The following is a 20143-nucleotide window of genomic DNA, read 5'->3' as shown; positions in this document are numbered from 1 at the left end:
TGCACATCAGGATCACCATGACTGCTCCACAGAGTTTCTCCACTCGACCGGCCCGCTTACAACACCCCCGACCAACGACGGCTGCGCATGACGTGGCCGCGGGCAGCCCTCAGCACCGCTCACCGACAGGTGCACGGCGATGAAAGCGGCGGGCGTCGTAGTCGTTGTTCTGGTCCTCCTGTCACTGTTGGTGCTGGCGATGGCGGTGCGAATCGTCAAACAATACGAGAACGGCGTGCTGTTCCGGCTGGGCCGGGTGATCGGAGAACGCAAACCCGGGTTGCGGCTCATCATTCCGTTCATCGATGTGCTGCACCGGATTTCGCTGCGGATCGTGACGATGCCGATCCAATCCCAGGGGATCATCACCCGCGACAACGTCAGTGTCGACGTCTCCGCGGTGGCCTACTTCAAGGTCGTCGACGCGGTGAAGTCGGTGGTGGCGATCGAGAACGTCTACTCCGCGATCGATCAGATCGCCCAAACGACACTGCGCAAGGTCGTCGGACAGCACACCTTGGACGAGACGCTCTCAGAGACCGACAAGATCAACCTCGATATCCGCTCGATCCTCGACGTCACCACCATCGAATGGGGTGTACAGGTCACTCTGGTGGAGCTGAAAGACATCCAACTGCCCGACAGCATGAAGCGGGCGATGGCCCGCCAAGCGGAGGCAGAGCGGGAGAAGCGAGCGAAAATCATTGCTGCCGAGGGTGAATCACTGGCCGCTGCCGCCTTGGGTGACGCCTCGGACACCATGATGGCCCACCCGCTGGCGCTGCAGTTACGCAATCTGCAGACCCTCGTCGAACTCGGCGTCGACAAGAACAGCACCGTCGTGTTCCCGGCACCGTTGATGTCGACCATCGCCGAACTCGGAACCTTCCTGGCCCGGGAAAGCGGCGCAGCAGCCCAGCCAGAGCTAGCGACCGCCGTCCCGAAACCGATTGCGGTGGTGGCGAATGGGGGGCCGACTGCGGGGAGCCAGCCATGATCATCATCCTTCAGCTTCTCCCGCTCTTGCTGTACAGCTACTGGATGATAAGCCGCGCGGCGCGGGCGAGGTCGGTGGCTAAGGCGGACCAGCGTGCGCCCCTCAGAGCGACGGTGATCGGGCTCAATAACGACTCCCTGCACTGGCCGGCTAGCCGCGGCGCCTGGACCGCACTGGACGAGCACCAGCTCATCCGGCTGCTCAGGGACTCCGCGCCATGACACCAACGAACCAACGAACTGCTGCCGATGGACCGGAGCAGAGCGCGCGGATTGTGGTCGGTGTGGACGGGTCTCAGGGATCATTGAATGCGTTGCTGTGGGCGCTGGGAGAAGCGCGCGCACGCAAGATTCCGGTCAACGCGGTCTTTGCGTGGGAGTACCACCCACGTTGGGTCGACCCTGGGCTGGGCAGCATGTTCCCGTTGGCCTATCAACCGGAAGGCGGTGTGCCTGCAGACGAGTTCGCTGACACAGCTGCTTCTGTGGGAAAGCTGCTGGACGCCGCGATCAGCAAGGCCGCCGAATCCGACCCGGACCGCGCGTCGGGTCAGGTTCCACTCACGCGGGAGATGCTGCAGGGCCACGCCGCGCACGTGCTGCTCAAGAGCGTCAGCGAATGCGACACGCTGGTGGTCGGCTCTCACGGGCACGGCGGATTCATCGGGGCGGTGCTCGGCTCGGTCAGCCAACATGTCGTCTCCCACTCGCGGTGTCCGGTGGTGGTCGTCCCCGCCCCGCAGCGGACGCCGAACGGCTGAGCAACCTTCCCTTGGAGACTGGGGGCAAAGGCGGCGATCACTACCTGTCGCACTGCGCAAGGAAGGGGTAACGCACGCCCGACGGTGGTGGCAAACTCCGGTCACCATCTGCGACGCTGATACTGTCCGTTCCCTGTGCGCGCGGTCGCCCTGAGCAACGGACATACGACATAACCAGGAGGCGAAGTTGTCGACGCACTGGAAACGACTGGCCGAGGCTACCCGGGTAAAGCCGGGGACCAAGGTGGACCTGGCCATGGCCTTCGATCCCGGGCGCCACGACAAACAGCTTCAAAAAGACCACGGCGCCGCGGTGCTGGCTGACGCGAAGGCGGCGCTGGTGGATTTGCAGGACCGCTTCTTCGCCCAGGCCGACCGGGCGCTGCTGATCATTCTTCAGGCGATCGACGCAGCCGGTAAAGACGGCACGATCAAGCACGTCGGGAGCGGTATTAATCCCGAGGGTGTCGATGTGTACAGCTTCAAGGCGCCGTCGCCGACCGAGCGGGCACATGACTACCTCTGGCGCCACCAGAGGGCGCTGCCGGAACTGGGCCGCATCGCGGTGTTCAACCGGTCCCACTACGAGAACGTATTGATCACCCGTGTGCACCCTGAGACGTTATGGCCACGCACCGCGGTGCTCGACGCTGGCGACATCTGGCAGCGGCGGTATCGCGACATCAACGACTGGGAGCGCTACCTCACCGACAACGGGACCGTCATCGTCAAGCTGTTTCTCAACGTCTCCAAGGGCGAACAGGCGCGCCGGTTCCTTGAGCGCATCGACGAACCCGAGAAGAACTGGAAGTTCTCCGTCGCGGACCTACGCGAGCGCGCGTTCTGGGACGACTACCAGCGGGCCTTTCAAGACATGCTCAGCCACACCAGCACCGTCTGGGCACCCTGGCATGTGATCCCCGCAGACCACAAATGGTTTAGCCACGTGTCGACTTCCGCGGTGCTGTTGGAGACGCTGCGAGATCTCAACCCGCAGTATCCGCAGGTCGATGCCGCCACCAAAGCTGAGCTGGCAGAGGCAAAGAAGGAGTTGGTGGGCAACGATGGTGACGCGGCCGCACAGTCGTCATGACGACGTGGACTGCGGCCGGCGGGCGATCTCGGTAAGTCAGTTGCACAGAAGCAACCCGGTGGCGGTCCATGCTGAGGTCCAGGGAGTCCAGGCGAACCAAATTGCAACTATAGGTCGGCGCTGTCGTCTGCTTCGAGCGTGCCCTGGGCCGCCTCAGCGCCGGTGGCAGTGGCCCGACCCTTCAGGATGTACTCGAACCCGACTGCGCTGCTGGCGCCGATCATTGGTCCGACCAGGTAGATCCAATACGTGCTCAGCTGCCCGCCGACGGCGTCGGGCGCAAGCGAGCGCGTCGGGTTCATCGATGCACCCGTAACTGGCGCAGCCCACACGGCGACGATTCCGATGTACCCGCCGACTGCGATCGCGGCATTGGTTCCGATGTTCCGGGCACCGGACGACGTGCCCAGGATGACGCTGACGAGGCCGAGCGTGAGCACACCCTCGATCGCGACGGCCACCCAGTCCGGCACACGAGGAGCCGGCGCCGTCGCGCCGTGGATGATCCCGCCGATCGTCCACTGCAGGAACAGGCATGCCAGAAACGCCCCGATCGCCTGCGCCGCAATGTAACCCGGCACGCGGCGCCACGGGAAGTTGCCGCGCAACGCGAACGCCCACGTCACGGCCGGATTCAAATGTGCACCGGAAATGGTGCCCATGAAGTAGATGATCGCCATGACCATCACGCCGGGCGCTATCACCTTCACCGGAAGGGTTAGCCCGCCCCCGTAGGGCTGTGCGCCGACCGCGCCGGCACCAGCGGCGACCAGCACCAGCAGGAACGTCCCCCAGACCTCCGAGAACAATCGACGGTACTCGAGCTGGTCATCGAGGAATTCAGTCAGTCTGGGTCCTGCATGCTCATCCATCATGGCCGTTTCGCCCTGCCTCCTGGAAGGGGTAGAGGTTGATCGGTTGCCAGAGAAGACCTATCACGGCGTGCCATGAAGTCGCTAGTCTGCCGATGCATGACGGTTCATCCCATCGCGCCGAGTGCAGATGGCTATTGCTCGCAACTTTCACTCAACGCCTGCGGCGGCGCCGCGGGTAAGGGTCGAAAGACCTTGAGTAGCTGTGAATCGCGCTCGAATGATGTATGCGAGCCGCTACGGTTACCAGGGGCCGTAGTCGGTGCTGTCGGCTTGTTGTAGCGCGCTGACGTAGTCCCAGCGTTCGCGGGTGGTCTCGTCGGCGCCGACGGGTACCGCGAGCAGCCCACGCAGTTCCTCGACGGTGGTATATCCCTTGCGTCGCATCCATTCACACAAGCCGTCGAGCAGTACGGTGGCGTGTTCCGGGCCGTGGCGCAGCAGTGCTGACGCCGTCATCACCACATCCGCGCCGGCAAGCAGGTACTTGATCAGCTCAATGGAGCTCTCGACGCCGGTCGTCGCGGCGAGCGACGCGCCGACTCGTCCTCGCAGTAGCGCAATCCACGTCAGCGGCAACCGAATCTCCGCCGGGGTGGACAGCGACACCGCGCGCACCACGGTGAGGGTCTCGGGGTCGATGTCGGGCTGCAGGAATCGGTTGAACAGAACAAGCCCGTCCGCACCGGCCTCATCCAGGCGCCGCGCCATCTCGCCGGTCGCGCTGAAGTACGGACTGAGCTTCACGGCCACGGGTACGGTCACCGCGTCCTTGACCCGCGCCAGGATGTCGAGGTGACGCTGCTCGACATCGCGGCCGTGGATATGCGGATCGCCGGGCAGATAGTAGATGTTCAATTCGATTGCGGCCGCACCGCAGTCCTGCATTGACCGGGCGTACCGGGCCCAACTGCCGGGCGTGCTGCCGTTGAGGCTGCCGATCACGGGAACTGAGACCACGCCGGCCGCACGTTCGAGCAGACTCAAGTAGCGGCGTGGGCCGTGGTCCTCGTCGGCGGCGTGCGGGAAGTACGACAAAGACTCGGCGAAGCTCTCGGTGCCTGCCTCGGCCAGACGTGCGTTCAGCTCCGCCTCGCGGCGCAGTTGCTCTTCGAACAGCGAATAGAGCACCACCGCACCGACGCTGGCGTCGGCGAGGCGCCGGACGCCGTCCACGGTCTGCGACAGCGGAGATGCGGCCGCGACCAGGGGGTTGCGCAGTGCGAGGCCCAAATAGCGGGTCGACAGTTCCATCAGCGTTCCCTGCGGGCGTCGGCGTGGAAGTGTTCGGGACCGCGAGAAGCCATCTCCTCGTAGACATTCCAGCGCTGAGCGTTGGCTTGTTCGGCGAGGCCGAGAAGCCGGTCATACTCGGCCGGATCGGCGTTGACCAGTGAGCGGTACCGCAATTCCCGGGTGCGGTAGTCGGCGAGCGGGATCCGCGGCTGGTGTGAATCGAGCAGGAACGGGTTCTCTCCGGCGGCGCGCAGTACCGGGTCGTAACGGATCAGCGGCCAGTGTCCGCTGGCGACCGCGCGGTACTGCTGATCCATCCCGAGACGCATATCGATGCCGTGCGCAATGCACTGGCTGTACCCGATCACCAGCGACGGGCCATCGTAAGCCTCCGCCTCACGGAAGGCCTGCAGGGTCTGCTGCGGGTCGGCACCCATCGCGACCTTGGCGACGTAGACGTTTCCGTAAGCGATCGCTTGCAGCGCGAGATCCTTCTTTGGCACCGTCTTGCCGGCGGCGGCGAACTTGGCGACTGCGCCCAGGGCTGTCGACTTGGACATCTGACCGCCGGTGTTGGAATAGACCTCGGTGTCGAGCACCAGCACGTTGACGTTGCGCCCAGTGGCCAACACGTGGTCGAGCCCACCCGACCCGATGTCGTACGCCCAGCCGTCACCGCCGACAATCCACACGCTGCGCCGGACCAGGCTGTCCACCACACTGCGCAGGTCGGCAGTCACCGCGGGATCGAGGCCCGCAAGGCGGTTCTTGACCTCGGCCACCCGCTCACGTTGGGCTGCCAACTCCGACTCCCGCAGCTGCGGTGCCGCCAGAATGGCGTCAACGAGTTCGGCACCGAGCGTGTCGCGCAATTCGGCGAGGCGTCGCCGCGCCAGCGCGACATGTCCGTCGCTGGCCAACCGCAGGCCGAGCCCGAACTCCGCGTTGTCCTCGAACAGCGAGTTCGACCAGGCGGGACCCCGCCCGTCCGCGTCAGTGGTCCAGGGAGTGGTGGGCAGGTTGCCGCCATAGATCGACGAGCAGCCAGTTGCGTTGGCGATCATCAGCCGGTCCCCGAACAGCTGCGAGAGCAGCTTGAGGTATGGCGTTTCGCCGCAACCCGCGCAGGCGCCGGAGAACTCGAATAGCGGCTGCAGGAACTGGGTGCCGCGCACGGTGCCGAAGTCCACCCGGGACCGGTCATTGGTCGGCAGGGTCTCGAAGAAGCTGATGTTCTCGCGCTCTGCGATCAACCGCGGCTCGCTCGGGCCGAGATTGATCGCCTTGGTAACGGCGCTACCCGGTATGACGACCGGGCAGGCCTCGACGCACAGGCCGCACCCGGTGCAGTCCTCGGCGTACACCTGCAACGAGTACCTGGCGTTCGGGAGGCCGACGGCGTTCAGGGGCGCGGAGTCGAAGTGTTGTGGCGCCCCGGCCAGCTTGGACTGGTCGTAAAACTTGGAGCGGATCACGCTGTGCGGGCAGACGAAGCCGCAGTTGCCGCACTGAATGCAGCTGTCGGCGTCCCAGACCGCAACCAGCTCGGAAATGTTGCGTTTCTCGTATGCGGTCGTGCCGCTCGGGTAGCTGCCGTCCACTGGAAGTGCGCTGACCGGCAAGGCGTTTCCGCGTCCGGCCATCATCTCAGCGGTGACGGTGCGGACGAACTCCGGCGCGGACTCGGGCACGGCCGGTGCCGGTGTGCGCGTGGAGGTGACCAGGGTGGGCACCTCGATCCGGTGCAACCCGGCCACCGCGCCGTCCACTGCGGCCAGTTCTTTCGCCAGCACGTCGGCGCCGCGGTTTCCGTACATCTTTTCCACCGATTCCTTGATGCGGGCGATCGCCTGCTCGGGGGGCAGCACGTCGGAGATCGCGAAGAAGCATGTCTGCAACACGATGTTGATGCGCCCGGCCAGGCCGGCCTCACGGGCGATCCGGGCGGCGTCGACGGTGTACAGCGTGATCCGCTTAGCCAGGATCTGTTCCTGGACCGGCCGAGGCAGCGCGTCCCAGACTTTCTCCACTGGATAGCGACAGTTCAGCAGCAGCGTCGCGTCCGGGGCAGCCCGACCCAGCACGTCCACTTTGTCGAGAAACCGGAACTGGTGGCAGCCAACGAAATTGGCTCCATTCACGAGGTAGGGCGCGCGGATGGGATCCGGCCCGAAGCGTAGATGCGACTCGGTCTGCGAACCCGATTTCTTCGAGTCGTAGACGAAGTACCCCTGGGCGTGCAACCCTTCTTCGGACCCGAGGATCTTGATCGTGTTCTTGTTCGCGCTGACGGTACCGTCCGAACCCAGCCCGAAGAAGACCGCTCGGAACGTGTCGGACGACTCGATGTCGAACGACGGGTCGTAGTCGACGCTGGTGCCGGAGACGTCGTCGTCGATACCGATGGTGAAACGGCGCCGTGGTTGCTCGCGAGCGAGTTCGGCGAACACCCCGGCGACCATGGCGGGCGTGAACTCCTTGGAGGACAGTCCGTATCGTCCACCCGTCACGCGCGGCATGACGGGTCGGTCCCCGTCGGCATAGGCCTCGGCGAGTGCCGCCACAACGTCCAGATACAACGGTTCGCCGATCGACCCGGGCTCCTTGGTGCGGTCCAGAACGCCGACCGTGCGCACCGTCGCCGGCAGCGCTTCGAGGAGCGCTCTCGTGGGAAATGGGCGGTACAACCGCACCTGGACCACCCCGACCCGCTCGCCGCGCTCGACGAGAGCGGCGACGGTCTGCACCACAGTCTCGGCGCCCGAGCCCATCAGCACCAGCACTCGCTGCGCCTGCGGGTGTCCGGTGTAGTCGACGATGTGCATCTTGCGGCCGGTTCGCCCGCCAAGGCGGGCGAGCAGGTCTTCGACGACACCGGGAACCCGCGCGTAGAACGGGTTCACCGTTTCACGCGCCTGAAAGTAGACGTCCGGGTTCTGCGCGGTCCCGCGAATGAACGGGCGCTCGGGAGACAGCGCCCGTCCGCGATGAGCCCACACCAACTCCTCGGGCACCAATGCCCGTAGGTCGTCGTCAGAGAGCGTCTGAATCGTGTTGAGTTCGTGCGAGGTTCGGAAGCCGTCGAAGAAATGCACGAACGGCACCCGGGTCGCCAGTGTGGCCGCCTGCGCAACGAGCGCCAGGTCCTGGGCCTCCTGCACGGAGGCCGAGGCGAGCAGTGCGAATCCCGTTTGCCGCACCGCCATCACGTCCGAATGGTCTCCGAAGATCGACAATCCCTGCGCTGCAAGCGATCTGGCTGCCACGTTGATGACGGCCGACGTCAGTTCGCCGGCGATCTTATACATATTCGGGATCATCAACAGCAGACCCTGCGACGAGGTGAAGGTCGTGGTCAACGCGCCGCTCTGCAGGGCGCCGTGCAGAGCTCCGGCCGCTCCGCCCTCGCTTTGCATTTCGACCACCGTCGGGACGGTGCCCCACACATTGGGCCGCCCGGCGCTGGACCATTCGTCTGCCAACTCGGCCATCGGCGATGACGGTGTGATCGGGTAGATGCAGCACACCTCGTTGAGGCGGTAGGCGACCGAAACGGCGGCCTCGTTGCCATCCACCGTGGCACGTGTCATTTCGGCTCCGGGAACATCTCGATGGCGTGCACCGGGCACTGATCGAAGCAGACGGCGCACCCGGTGCAACTGTCATAGTCGAACTTGTAGCCGTGTCCGACCCCGAGTTTGATCACCGCGTCCTCGGGGCACGCGCCGAGGCAGCCGTCGCATTCGAAGCAGTTCCCGCACGACAGGCAACGCCCCGCCTCGTAGGTTGCCTCCTCGGCGGACAAACCGCCGACGACCTCGTCGAAACTCTCGACGCGTTGTGCCGGCTCGACTTCGGGCTGCTGACGTCGCGCGGTGTCACCGAAAAACCACAGGTGCAGCGAGTCGAACGTCGCCGTCGGGTGTTTCGCCGAGCGCCGGCCCGTCGCGTCGCGCAACCAGGCGTCGATGTTGTGTGCGGCCTTTTTCCCGTGTCCGACACCGACTGTGACGGTGCGCTCGCTGGGCACCATGTCGCCGCCGGCGAATACGCCCGGACAGCCGGTCATCAATGATTCCGAGACACGCACGCTGCCGTCGCCGTCGAACTCAACGCCCGGCAGCGTCCGCATGAACGCCGATTCCGTCTCCTGACCGAGTGCCATGATCAGGGTGTCGGCCGCCAGCGTCTCAAAGCGTCCGGTCGGTTGCGGATAACCCGAGTCGTCGAGTTCCATGACCTCGACCCGTAATTCGGGGCCCTCGAAGGCGTTGATCGTCCGCAGCCAGTTGATGCGCACGCCCTCGCGTTCGGCATCCTCGGCTTCCTCCTCGTGGGCGGGCATCTGCTCGCGAGTGCGGCGGTAGACGATGACCGCGTCCTCGGCGCCGAGGCGGCGGGCCACGCGTGCGGCGTCCATTGCGGTGTTGCCACCGCCGTAAACGGCCACGTGGCGCCCGATCGCCGGCCTTTCGCCGGAGGCGACGTTGCGCAGAAAAGACACCGCGTCCACCATCGTGCCGGCGTCGCGGGCGGGGATGTCGACCCGTTTGGCCAGATGCGCACCGACCGCGACGAACACTGCGTCAAAGCCGCCCTCGTCCCGCTCGGCCGCGAGGTCATCGACCCGATGATCGCTGGTCAACTTGACACCCATAGCCGCGATTCGGTTGAGCTCGACATCCAGCACATCACGCGGCAGTCGGTAGCTCGGAATGCCGTACCGCATCATCCCGCCCGGTACGGCGCCCGCGTCGCGGATCTCGACCTCATGGCCGAGGCGTGCCAGATGGTAGGCGGCGGACAGTCCACTCGGCCCCGCGCCGATAACAAGGACTCGCTTGCCGGTGCGGGCAGGCGGTGGTTCGAACTTCCAGCCGCGCTCGGAAGCAAGGTCGCCGAGGAACCGCTCCACCGAATGGATCGATACGGCGCTGTCGAGATGGGCGCGGTTGCAGACGGTTTCACACGGGTGGTAGCACACCCGTCCGTGGATTGCGGCGAACGGGTTGTCCGCGACGAGCTGACGCCAGGCCTGCTCGTGCCGGCCGGCGGTGGCATGGGCAAGCCAGGCTTGGATGTTCTCCCCGGCGGGGCAACCGGCATTGCAGGGTGGCAGCAGATCGACGTAGACGGGTCGGCGCTCGCGCACCGGCCCGGCCCGGGACTGCCCGTGCGACAGGTCCGCAAGCCGCGTGAGGTCCATCGAAGATCCGGCTCCGGGCCGATGGAAGGCGTCGCTGCTCATCGAGCCGGCGCGAGCTGTTTCTCCAGTTGGAGGACCTGGCGGGTGGTCTTGATCACCGTATCGGGGTTTAGGCTCATCGACTCGATGCCGACTCGGACCAAGAACTCGGCCATGTCCGGGTAGTCCGAAGGCGCTTGTCCGCACAAACCCGAGTGGATTCCGTTGCGGCGGCAGCCTTCAACGGCCAGGCGAATCATCTCCTTGACACCCTCGTCGCGTTCGTCGTAATCGAAGGCCACGATCTCGCTGTCACGATCGACGCCGAGGGTGAGCTGAGTCAGATCGTTGGAGCCGATCGAGAAGCCGTCGAAACGCTTGGCGAACTCATCGATCAGGATCACGTTGTTCGGGATCTCGCACATCGCGTACACCTTGAGCCCGTTCTCGCCCCGGTGGAGACCGAGGTCGGCCATCGTCTCCAGGACGAGGTCCGCCTCGGCGATTCGACGCACGAACGGGAGCATGAGAATGACGTTCGTCAGACCCATCTGTTCGCGCACTCGCCGCATCGCGCGGCACTCCAGCGCGAAGCCCTCCGCGTAGGCGGGATGCGCGTAGCGCGAGGCACCTCGAAAACCGAGCATCGGGTTGCTTTCAGACGGCTCGAAGGCTGCTCCGCCGATCAGGCTGGCGTACTCGTTGGTCTTGAAGTCCGACATCCGTACCACGACGGGCTTGGGCCAGAAGGCGGCGGCGATGGTGCCGATTCCTTCGGAAAGGCGTTCCACGAAGAAGGCGCCGCCGTCGGGATAATCCTGAGTGAGCCGATCGATCGTCCTGCGCGCCTCGGGATCGTCGACCTTCTCGGGGTGCAGCAGGGCCATTGGGTGGACCCGGATGTACTCGCTGATGATGAACTCCATCCGAGCGAGTCCCACGCCGTCGTTCGGCAGAAACGACGTCTTGAAGGCGAGATCGGGATTCCCGAGGTTGATCATGATCTGGGTTCGCGGCCGGGCCAGATCCGCCACCTCGGCGCGGTCCACATGGAAACCCACCTCGCCCAGGTACACGCGGCCCGATTCGCCCTCGGCGCACGACACCGTCACGACTTCGCCATCGGGCACGCAAGTGGTTCCGTCGCCGGTGCCAACCACAGCGGGGATGCCGAGTTCGCGAGCGATGATCGACGCGTGGCAGGTGCGACCGCCGCGGTTGGTGATGATCGCCGCGGCGGTCTTCATGATCGGCTCCCAGTCGGGCGTGGTGGTGTCGGCGACCAGTACCTCGCCGGGCTTGAACTCGGACAGGTGCTTGGGGTTATCGATCCGTTTCGCCACGCCCGAGGCGATCCCCTCGCCGACCGAGCGACCCTCGACGAGTATCTCGCCTCGTCCCTCGAGCCGATAGCTTTCCAGCGCCGTTGCGCTGTGCTGGGAGGCGACCGTCTCTGGGCGGGCCTGGACAATGTAGAGCTTTCCGTCCAGACCGTCCTTGGCCCACTCCATGTCCATCGGCCGCCCGTAGTGCGCCTCGATGGTGCACGCGTAGCCGGCCAGCTCGAGGACGTCCTCATCGGTGAGGCAGAACCGAGCACGGTCGGACTTTGGTGTCGGGATGTTTCGCGTCGTATTCTTCGTCTCGCCCTCGACGAGGATCATCTTCACCGCCTTGTCGCCGACGAGGCGGCGCAACACGGCGCGGTGGCCGGCTAGATAGGTCGGCTTGTGGACGTAGAACTCGTCAGGGTCGACGGCGCCCTGAACCACATTCTCCCCAAGGCCGTAGGCGCCCGTCACGAGGACGGCGTCGCGAAACCCCGACTCGGTGTCGATGGAGAACATCACTCCCGACGAAGAGATATCGGAGCGCACCATCTTCATCACGCCGATCGACAGGGAGACCTTGAAGTGGTCGAAGCCCTGGTCGACCCGGTAGTGAATGGCGCGATCGGTGAACAGGCTGGCGAAACAACGGCGGCACGTGTCGAGCAGACTCTCTTCACCTTTGATGTTGAGATATGAATCCTGTTGGCCGGCGAAGCTCGCCGTCGGCAGGTCCTCGGCGGTCGCCGAGCTCCGCACAGCGAGACTGACCTCCTCGCCGTACTCCTGCTGAAGCTTGCGGTAGGCATCCAGAATCTCGGCGGCCAGATCGTCGGGGAGCCCGGCGCCGTAGACGATCTCACGGGCGCGCTTGCCTTTACGCGCCAGCGCCGCGACATCGGCGGGGTCCAACTCGTCGAGCGCGGCACGCAGACGGTCCCAGGCGCCGGCCTTGTCCAACATGTAGCGATAGGCCTGGGCGGTGATGGCGAATCCGTGCGGGACGCGGACGCCCTGCCCGGACAGCTTCTGGAACATCTCGCCCAGCGACGCGTTCTTTCCGCCTACGAGCGGCACATCATCGATGCCGAACTCCTCAAAAAAGCGGACGTACCTTGATGTACTCATGACCTGTCCTCTGTTCTCTCGTAACGCGTCAAGTGGTCGGCAGCATCGAGCCCGGCCCACACGTCATGCAGCGTCGAACTCGCCCGGTATCGTTGCCCGGCAACCGAGGTACAAATAAGTTCACACCGGGTCGGTCAAGCACACCGATGGCCGCGTGTATCTCCGGTAGCGCCACAAATGCCAACCTCCCACAGCGGCAGGCACGGTGCCAGGGTCGAAGGTCACTGGAATCTGCCGGGGAACCGGAGGTGCCGGGAACCATGCCACTTCGTTTCCTTGTGCAATCAGTTAGCCGGTGCAGCGCTGGATTTGGTGCGAATCCACGCACCGATAGAGAGAATGAGCAGGATTGCCGCAAAGACGCCACCGGCGATTCCTGAGATCAGTAGCGGCAGTTGGCCTCTCGCCCCCCACAGCAGACCGGCCCACAGACCTGCCGACAGAACCGCGAAGCCCGTCGCGCCCTGAAATATGCCCTGCGCGCTCGACTGCAGCTCGGCGGGAACAAGTCCAGATATCCATGCCTTTCCGACGCCGTCGGTGCACGCGGTGAACAGTCCATACAGCGCGAGGATGAGCCATGCCGCGACTTTGTCGGTTGTGAGCCCGAGCCCGATGTAGCCGACCGCGAAAAAGGCCATGCCTATCCCGAACACCGCAGGCCTTGGGATGCGGTCAGCGAGTGATCCGGCCGGGTAACTGCCCAACGCATATACCATGTTGTATCCCGCGTAGGCCAGGATCACTTCGGCCACGGAGAACCCGATCCCTTTGAGGCGCAACAGGATCAGGGCATCCGGGAAGTTAACGACACTGAAGGCTGCCAGCAGCACGATCACCCGCCAATACCGGCCTGGCAGCTCACGCAGGGCCGCCCTCAGCGGTAATCGGTGCGCACGCTCAACCGGCCGGGGACGCTCGCGCACCAACGCGACTAGGGCCACACTCAGGACGGCCGGAACGATCGCGATGTATAGCAACGGCGGAATCTTATGGTCGAGTAGCTCGTATCCGGCAAGCCCGATTAACGGTCCGACAACCGCGCCGAGTGTGTCCATCGCGCGGTGAAAACCGAACACGCGGCCGCGGCTGGCCTCATCGATCCCGTCTACGAGCAGTGCATCGCGCGGCGCGTCCCGGATACCCTTGCCCACTCGATCGACCACGCGTCCCGTCAGCACCCCGGGCCATGCACCGGCGACCGCAACGATCACCTTGCCGAGTGCGGCCATACCGTAGCCCGCCGTGATCAAAGGACGCCGCGCAAACCTGTCCCCGAGTGGTCCAGCCGTCAGTTTTGTCAGCGACGCCGCTCCCTCGGCCGCGCCTTCTACGGCTCCTACGACGGCCGGCGGCGCACCGAGAACTGCGGTGAGGTAGATCGGTAACAGCGGGTAGAGCAATTCGCTGGCGGTGTCTTGGAGGAACGAAACAGTCGACAACACCCACACATTGCGGGTCAGCCAACCGCTGTTCTTAGCCGCATCAACGATCACGGGTCAGCCGGGAAATCGGACAGTGGTCCCGGGCATCAGTTGAACGACTCGACCACGGCATTCCACTTCGACTCCGGCAGCATCGCGCGGATCCACACTGATGATCACGCCCTTTCCGCTGACCCGCAGGTGCAGGTGCAGACCGCGGTAGTGGATTGGGAATGCCAGCACGCCAAGTGTTTCCGGCCAGTGCGGGGAGAGGATGATGCGGTCGGACCGGGTCTCCATCCCGGTGAAGCATCGCTGCATGAGGTCGACGCTGCCGGCCATCGCCGCCAGGTGAATGCCTTCGGGCGTGGTGCCGCCCTGGATATCGGAGACGTCGGATTTGAGCGCCTGTTGGAAGAATTCCATTGCACGATCGCGGTTGGCCCGGGCAAGCACCCAGGTATGCACCACACCGCTAAGCGTCGACCCGTGCGACGTGCGAGCCAGGTAGTAGTCCACCATTTCTGGGATCTTGTCGGGCATGAAGCGGTAGCCGAGCCGGTCGAGCAACTCACACAACTCCGGTGCCGACATCAGGTAGAGCAGCATGAGGACGTCGGCCTGCTTGGAAGCCTTATACCGGTTCACGTTGTCATTCTCCGCCTCGAGGATGCGGTCGAGGCGTTGGATGTTGCCGTACTGCTGCCGGTAAAGGTCCCAGTCCAGTTCCTCCAACTCGTCATATCCCTCGAACTGGCTGATGAACCCGTCGTGGAACGGAACGAACATCCGTCGGCTTACCTCTTCCCAATGCGCCAGTTCGTCACTGTGCAGTCCGAACGTTTCCCGTAGGTCGAGTCGATTCGGCAGCGGTAGCAGTTTCAGTGCGTCGAAGGCCCGCGTGATCACCCAGACTGCCATCACGTTGGTGTACGCGTTGTTGTCGATGCCGTCGTAAGGCGCGTCGGGATAGCCGGAGTGGAATTCATCGGGCCCGATGACGCCTCGGATGCTGTAGCGATCGCGTTCCTGGTCGTAGCTGACCCTACTTACCCAGAAGCGGGCGATCTCGACCAGCATCTCCGCGCCATAGTCGATCAGGTAAGCGAGATCTCCGGTGACCTGATAGAACTTCCACGCGCTATAGGCGACGGCGATGCCGATGTGGTGCGCACGGGCGCTGGAGTCGGGGTTCCACCGGCCGCTGCGCGGATTGAGGTGCAACCGTTGGCTTTCCTCGCGTCCATCGCTGCCGGATTGCCACGGGAACATCGCACCGGAGTAGCCCGCCGCCTTGGCGGCGTGACGAGCCTCGGGCAGGCGCCGGTAGCGGTATCCAAGCAGCGACCGGGTGATCATGGGCAGCCGCAAGTTGAGTACCGGGAAGATGAACAGCTCGTCCCAGAAGATGTGCCCGCGATATGCCTCACCGTGAAGTCCGCGCGCGGGCACCCCGACATCGAGGTCGGAACTATTGAGTGAAACCGTCTGCAGCAGGTGCAGGAGATGCAGTCGCAGGATGCGCAATTCGTCTGTGAAATCGTCGAATTCAATGGACAGGCGCTCCCACAGATGTGCCCATTCAGTCGTGTGCCCGTCACGCAACTCGGCGAACCGGCCGAGTCGGCTCAGCCAGCGCTGGGCATCGACAGCGGGTTCGGACGTCGCGACATCGCGCCCAGTGAAGACGGTCACGATCTTCTCCACGGTCAACTCGTCACCGACTGACACCTCGACAGCGATATCGTGCCCGATTTCTGCTGCCTGGTCGACCAGGCGATAGGTGGCCGGGACGGCAGTCCCGTCACGCCACACGATGCTTCGCGCCGCCATGGCAATGGGAATGCGTGATTGGGTCGTCTGAACCGTCAGCAGCACCGAGTGATCATTGATCTCCCGCTTTTCGACCAACCCAAGATGGTCGTTGGCCAAATCCCGATACCGCTCGACTAGCGAGTTCGTGACGTTGCCGTCCAGCGTCGATCGAACCTCAAGTGTCCCTGACCAGTCCTCGGCGACGATCGTCGTCTGAAGGGCACCGACGTGGGGCATGTGCATCGCGGCGAATCGTTGCTGGGTCAGCGAACTGGTGCGTCCGGCATCATCACAGAAGCGCACCTCCCTCGTCAGTACCGCGCCGCGAAGGTCGAGGGTCTGTCGGTAAGACAGCACCCTGACCGCGTCGATGTCGAACCAGCTGCCGCCGTCGACCCGGAAGGTCAGGGCAAGCCAGTCAGGCAGGTTGACCAAACTCTCGTTGTCGATTGCGGTGCCCGACACGTCGTCGACGAGACGGTTGTAAACCCCGGCGGCATAGGTGCCCGGATAGTGCACCTGGTCGGCCTTCGATTCGGGCGCCGCGCCCCGGGTGGCGAAGTAGCCATTTCCTACCGTGCACAACGACTCATGAAGCTTCTCACTCTGCGGGTCATACCCCTCAAAGGTGAAATCCCAGGCCTTGTCCGACGTCTGGTGTTTGTTCACCAGCCAATTCGACCCGCGCTCGACGAACTCGCGCACCTGATCGGGACTCTGCAGAGCGAAACGGGCGGCCGTCTTGCGGTCGCTATCCTCGTCATGGCGTACGACAATCCCGATGCCGTCGAATTGGACTGCGTCGAAAGCGTCTTCGTCGGTGAGGTCGTCGCCGATGTAGATCGGCAGCAGCGAACCCGTAGCGTCGATGCGATCACGAATCCAGGCCAGCGTGGTCCCTTTGTCCCAGTCGAGGTCGGGCCGCAGTTCGACGAGCATGCGCCCGTTCGTCACGCGTAGGCCATCTCGCTGTCCGAGCTTGTGTGCGGCAGAGACGATCTCGCCGATGTGCTCCGATGCGACCTGGCGGTAGTGAACCGCGACGGCGAAGCGCTTGTGTTCCACCCGTACTCCGGGAACCTCCGCCAGGCTCTCGCCTAACTCGGCCGCCGCACGCTCGAGGACACCGACGGCGGCGGCAGCCGCGTCGTTTTGATGGTAGGTGCCGTCCGGTTCGGTCAGCTCAAAGCCGTGACTGCCCGCATACCAGATGCCCGGTATCGCTACCCGGGTGCGGATGTCAGCGAGATCGCGGCCGCTCAGTATGGCGACCGGGCATTGCGACGCCATACTTTCCAGCGCCTTGGCCGCTCCGTCGACGAGGGTGGCGGCGCTGGGATCGGCAACGATGGGGGACAACGTTCCGTCGTAGTCGACAAACAACATTGGCTCTCGGGCTCCCAGAACACCGATGATCTGACCGTATGACTCCACCGCATCGGGGAGCGCGGAGATCCGCCGGTCGCCCACGCGTACAGCGACGTCCTCCAGGTCCGCAACCACGACGTCGGCGCCGCACCCCAGGAGTCGGTCGGGATTCCCGGAGCGGTCGACACCGATGACAAGTGCGAAACCGTCGTTCTGGGCGGCCGCTATCCCGACACCGGCGTCGTCGACGACGACAGAGCGTTGCGGACGCACACCGAGTTGGCGAATGGCTTCTACGAGGAACGCGGCAGGGATGCCATCGACACAGACACCGAAAAGGTCATCAATCCCTGCGGATTTCAAGAGCTGTTGACCGCCCGCGCACAACGAATAGACCGCCGTGGCGACCCCGACGTCGAGTAATTTTCGCACCAGGTTGATCGTCGACTCGAACGGCGGAACACCATTAGTGTCGGTCAAGACGGCGTCGAGGTTAAAGATCACGGCATCGTGGTAGCGCGGGTCGACCGTGACGGGCAGCGTCATGGCGATGTCCTTGCTCGAGCAGGGAACCATTGGTCTGCAGGCCGCGGTTGCCCATCGTTGCACCTCTGTGCGTCGATGTCTATCGGGTCGGCGGTTATTTCGAAAAACCGCTCGACATCTTCACGGGTGCAGGGAGCGGTGCCGGGAGTCAGCAGCATGGCCGCACCGGCAGCGATACCCAGCCGCACCGCCTTGTCGAGTTGCCAGCCGCGGCTTAGGCCCACGGTGATGCCGGCGGTCATGGCGTCGCCGGCGCCTACGCCGCTGCCGGAGGGCACCGTTACCGGCGAATAACGTTGGCTGCCATTCGGTGTCGCAAGCAGAGCGCCCTCGGACCCGAGTGACACGACGACGAACTGAGCGCAGCCGCGGTCGACGAGTTCGTGCGCCGCGGCGAGCTGCTCTGACTCGGTGATGAGTGCCTGTCCGACACATTCACGGAGTTCTCGCACGCTCGGTTTGAGCAGAAAAACGCCGGAGGTGATGTGTCGCAGTCCAGCCCCGGAGGTGTCGAGAATCAGCCGCGCACCGCGCTCTTCACAGATGCCGGCGACCCGCTGATAGAAGTCGGCAGGCACACCGGGCGGCAGACTGCCGCTCGCCACGACGAAGTCAGCGGATGCTGCCGCGGCGCTGAGTTTTTCGAGGCACTCGGTCTGCTCGGCATCGGTAAGCGACGGACCCGGGAGGACGAATCGGTACTGCTGCGCGGTCGTGTTCTCGTCCACCGTGAAGCTTTCCCTGGTGGAGTGAGCCACGGTGATCCGCTGCACCGGCACCCCTGAGTCAGCTACCAGATCGGTCACCTTGTCGCCGGTGTGGCCGCCCGCCGGAAAGAGCGCCGATACCGACGCGCCGAGCACATGGGCGATTCGTGCGACGTTGATTCCTCCGCCGCCGGGATCGTAACGGGGCAGCCCGCATCGCATCTTGTTGGTCGGGATGACCCGATCGGTGTGCGTGGTGATGTCGAGCGCCGGATTCATCGTCAGGGTCACGATTGTGCTTCCCGACCTCATCGGTGTCTTCATTGCTATCAGTTCCGCTCTGTCGGGGCGTGGTCAGCCACACCTGAATCCGACCAGTTCAGGGACGCCGGCGGTAGGGACGGAAGTCCCCGCGCCGGAGGGCCGTTCGTAAGCGTGCTGCACACCTGGAATCACCATCGTGGTCACGCGGCACTCGTCGGCAGTCGACTAGCCAGCCGTAAACCTTTCAGGCCCAACACAATTACGCTGGAGCTTCGCGTGCAACAATGACCGGCACGCGGGCCAACAGGACTACTGCCGCGCTGACCGAGCCCAACAACATTCCGGCGAATCCGCCGCTGCCATGACTGCCGACCACCACTAGCTGAGCCCACTCGGATGTCTCCACGAGTTGACGCGCCGGCTCATCGCGCACGATGTGCCGCTGCACAGGCACATCGGGGTAGCGTTCAGCCCAGCCGGCCAAACGCTCGGCAACTATCTCGTCCTCTACCGCCCTCAGTGCCGGCCAGCCGGGACCCGAGAAACTGACGATGGTATCGAACACACCCATAGAGCTCCACGCGTGCAAGGCCACCAGCCCCACCTTCCGGCGGGAGGCTTCATCGAACGCGACAGCGGTCGCCAACTCCGACTCCGGCGACCCGCCAATCCCCAACAGCACCGGGGCCCGCGCGGTATCGGCAGTCAACTCGACGCCATCGTGGATGACTGCGACCGGACAGTGCGCGTGATAGACAAGCCCGGAGCTCACCGAACCTAAATGACGGCCCCGCAACGTACCGGTACCGAGGCAGCCCACCACCACCAATTCGGCGTCTTTAGACAGGTCGACTAGAACGGGAACGGTTATACCAGAACACATTTCGCAGTCGATCTGTGATTGGCCACGCTGACAGCTTTCGCCCGCGATCTTGAGCGCGTCGTCAAGCACTTGTCGCCCACGTTCGCGCTGCGCACCTATCCACGCCGGGATCAATGACGATTCCAGCCATGTCCCCGCTGTCGCCGGAACAACATGTACCAACGTCAGCGGAACATTGCGTAACTCGGCGTCGCGGGCGGCCCACTGGGCCGCGAACATAGAGCCCGGCGAGCCGTCGACGCCGACGACGACCCCCGGGTGCGTAGTGAGTTTCGACAAGACATTCTCCTTGACTTCTTGCTACGCCTGACGATATTGGTCCAACGGCGTCCTGTCAGGAGGCATCGGTCACTAACCCGATGGTCTTAGGGCCGCGAGTGGCGCCGCGTGGTAGAGAGCGGCACCCGCGGTGACTCCCGCGCCGGCGGCAATGAGCAGAACGCGGGCGCCTGGCGGGAGTTCTTCGGTCGCACTACGGAGTGCCGCCACCAGCGAGGCGGTATGCATGCTCTCGTCGTCGGCGACGGTGATCCGTTC

General features: G+C 64.5%; 13 protein-coding genes. 3 read left to right on the top strand and 10 right to left on the bottom strand.

Annotation, left to right across the window (positions count from 1 at the left end; all coding sequences use genetic code 11):
• The first annotated feature begins 139 nt into the window (after window positions 1–139).
• The 3 genes from VKI00_RS06915 to VKI00_RS06905 all read left to right on the top strand — a co-directional run bounded on the left by VKI00_RS06915 (window position 140) and on the right by VKI00_RS06905 (window position 2850).
• On the top strand, window positions 140–997 hold the full coding sequence (locus VKI00_RS06915) for a slipin family protein (RefSeq protein WP_324436251.1): 858 nt from the start codon (window positions 140–142) through the stop codon (window positions 995–997).
• A gap of 217 nt (window positions 998–1214) precedes the next feature.
• Complete coding sequence (locus VKI00_RS06910) at window positions 1215–1757, top strand: universal stress protein (RefSeq protein WP_324436250.1); 543 nt, start codon at window positions 1215–1217, stop codon at window positions 1755–1757.
• A 187-nt stretch (window positions 1758–1944) separates the two neighbouring features.
• Window positions 1945–2850, top strand: a complete 906-nt coding sequence (locus VKI00_RS06905; protein WP_324436249.1) for a polyphosphate kinase 2 family protein — start codon at window positions 1945–1947, stop codon at window positions 2848–2850.
• A 107-nt stretch (window positions 2851–2957) separates the two neighbouring features.
• On the opposite strand, the gene VKI00_RS06900 is transcribed toward VKI00_RS06905, so the two are convergent.
• The 10 genes from VKI00_RS06900 to VKI00_RS06855 all read right to left on the bottom strand — a co-directional run.
• Window positions 2958–3725: an MIP/aquaporin family protein gene (locus VKI00_RS06900; RefSeq protein ID WP_324436248.1), complete on the bottom strand. Its 768-nt coding sequence runs from the start codon at window positions 3723–3725 to the stop codon at window positions 2958–2960.
• A gap of 240 nt (window positions 3726–3965) precedes the next feature.
• Window positions 3966–4976, bottom strand: a complete 1011-nt coding sequence (locus VKI00_RS06895; RefSeq protein WP_324436247.1) for a dihydroorotate dehydrogenase-like protein — start codon at window positions 4974–4976, stop codon at window positions 3966–3968.
• On the bottom strand, window positions 4976–8548 hold the full coding sequence (nifJ, locus tag VKI00_RS06890; RefSeq protein ID WP_324436246.1) for a pyruvate:ferredoxin (flavodoxin) oxidoreductase: 3573 nt from the start codon (window positions 8546–8548) through the stop codon (window positions 4976–4978). The genes VKI00_RS06895 and nifJ overlap by 1 nt, the downstream gene beginning before the upstream one ends.
• A complete protein-coding gene (locus VKI00_RS06885; RefSeq protein WP_324436245.1) occupies window positions 8545–10164 on the bottom strand; it encodes an NAD(P)-binding protein in 1620 nt (539 codons plus the stop codon). Before VKI00_RS06885 ends, nifJ begins: the two co-directional genes overlap by 4 nt.
• Before the next feature lie 38 nt (window positions 10165–10202).
• Window positions 10203–12599 carry a phosphoenolpyruvate synthase gene (ppsA, locus tag VKI00_RS06880; RefSeq protein WP_324436244.1) on the bottom strand — a complete coding sequence of 799 codons (2397 nt, stop codon included), beginning with the start codon at window positions 12597–12599 and terminating at the stop codon, window positions 10203–10205.
• 284 nt (window positions 12600–12883) lie between these two features.
• Entirely contained in the window at window positions 12884–14092 is a 1209-nt protein-coding gene (locus VKI00_RS06875) for an MFS transporter (protein ID WP_324436270.1), read from the bottom strand.
• 6 nt (window positions 14093–14098) lie between these two features.
• Window positions 14099–17752, bottom strand: a complete 3654-nt coding sequence (otsB, locus tag VKI00_RS06870; protein ID WP_324436243.1) for a trehalose-phosphatase — start codon at window positions 17750–17752, stop codon at window positions 14099–14101.
• Window positions 17749–18771: a 1-phosphofructokinase family hexose kinase gene (locus VKI00_RS06865; protein WP_324436242.1), complete on the bottom strand. Its 1023-nt coding sequence runs from the start codon at window positions 18769–18771 to the stop codon at window positions 17749–17751. The genes otsB and VKI00_RS06865 overlap by 4 nt, the downstream gene beginning before the upstream one ends.
• Window positions 18772–18982: 211 nt before the next feature.
• Window positions 18983–19885 (bottom strand): universal stress protein, encoded by a 903-nt coding sequence (locus tag VKI00_RS06860; protein WP_324436241.1) that lies wholly within the window; start codon window positions 19883–19885, stop codon window positions 18983–18985.
• Window positions 19886–19957: 72 nt separating this feature from the next.
• On the bottom strand, window positions 19958–20143 hold a 186-nt coding region (locus VKI00_RS06855), incomplete at its 5' end, for a 3-oxoacyl-[acyl-carrier-protein] synthase III C-terminal domain-containing protein (protein WP_324436240.1).

Source organism: Mycobacterium sp. (assembly GCF_035314665.1).
Classification (GTDB): domain Bacteria; phylum Actinomycetota; class Actinomycetes; order Mycobacteriales; family Mycobacteriaceae; genus Mycobacterium.
The sequence above is the reverse complement of the archived record's forward strand: the minus strand, read 5'-3'. Positions and strand labels throughout refer to the sequence as shown.

Bases quoted from the DNA above. Each gene is read 5' to 3' on its own strand.
- VKI00_RS06900 (WP_324436248.1), bottom strand. From the start codon at position 3,725: ATGATGGATGAGCATGCAGGACCCAGACTGACTGAATTCCTCGATGAC.
- VKI00_RS06910 (WP_324436250.1), top strand. From the start codon at position 1,215: ATGACACCAACGAACCAACGAACTGCTGCCGATGGACCGGAGCAGAGC.
- ppsA (WP_324436244.1), bottom strand. From the start codon at position 12,599: ATGAGTACATCAAGGTACGTCCGCTTTTTTGAGGAGTTCGGCATCGAT.
- VKI00_RS06865 (WP_324436242.1), bottom strand. From the start codon at position 18,771: ATGAGGTCGGGAAGCACAATCGTGACCCTGACGATGAATCCGGCGCTC.
- nifJ (WP_324436246.1), bottom strand. From the start codon at position 8,548: ATGACACGTGCCACGGTGGATGGCAACGAGGCCGCCGTTTCGGTCGCC.
- VKI00_RS06895 (WP_324436247.1), bottom strand. From the start codon at position 4,976: ATGGAACTGTCGACCCGCTATTTGGGCCTCGCACTGCGCAACCCCCTG.
- VKI00_RS06885 (WP_324436245.1), bottom strand. From the start codon at position 10,164: ATGGACCTCACGCGGCTTGCGGACCTGTCGCACGGGCAGTCCCGGGCC.
- VKI00_RS06915 (WP_324436251.1), top strand. From the start codon at position 140: ATGAAAGCGGCGGGCGTCGTAGTCGTTGTTCTGGTCCTCCTGTCACTG.
- otsB (WP_324436243.1), bottom strand. From the start codon at position 17,752: ATGACGCTGCCCGTCACGGTCGACCCGCGCTACCACGATGCCGTGATC.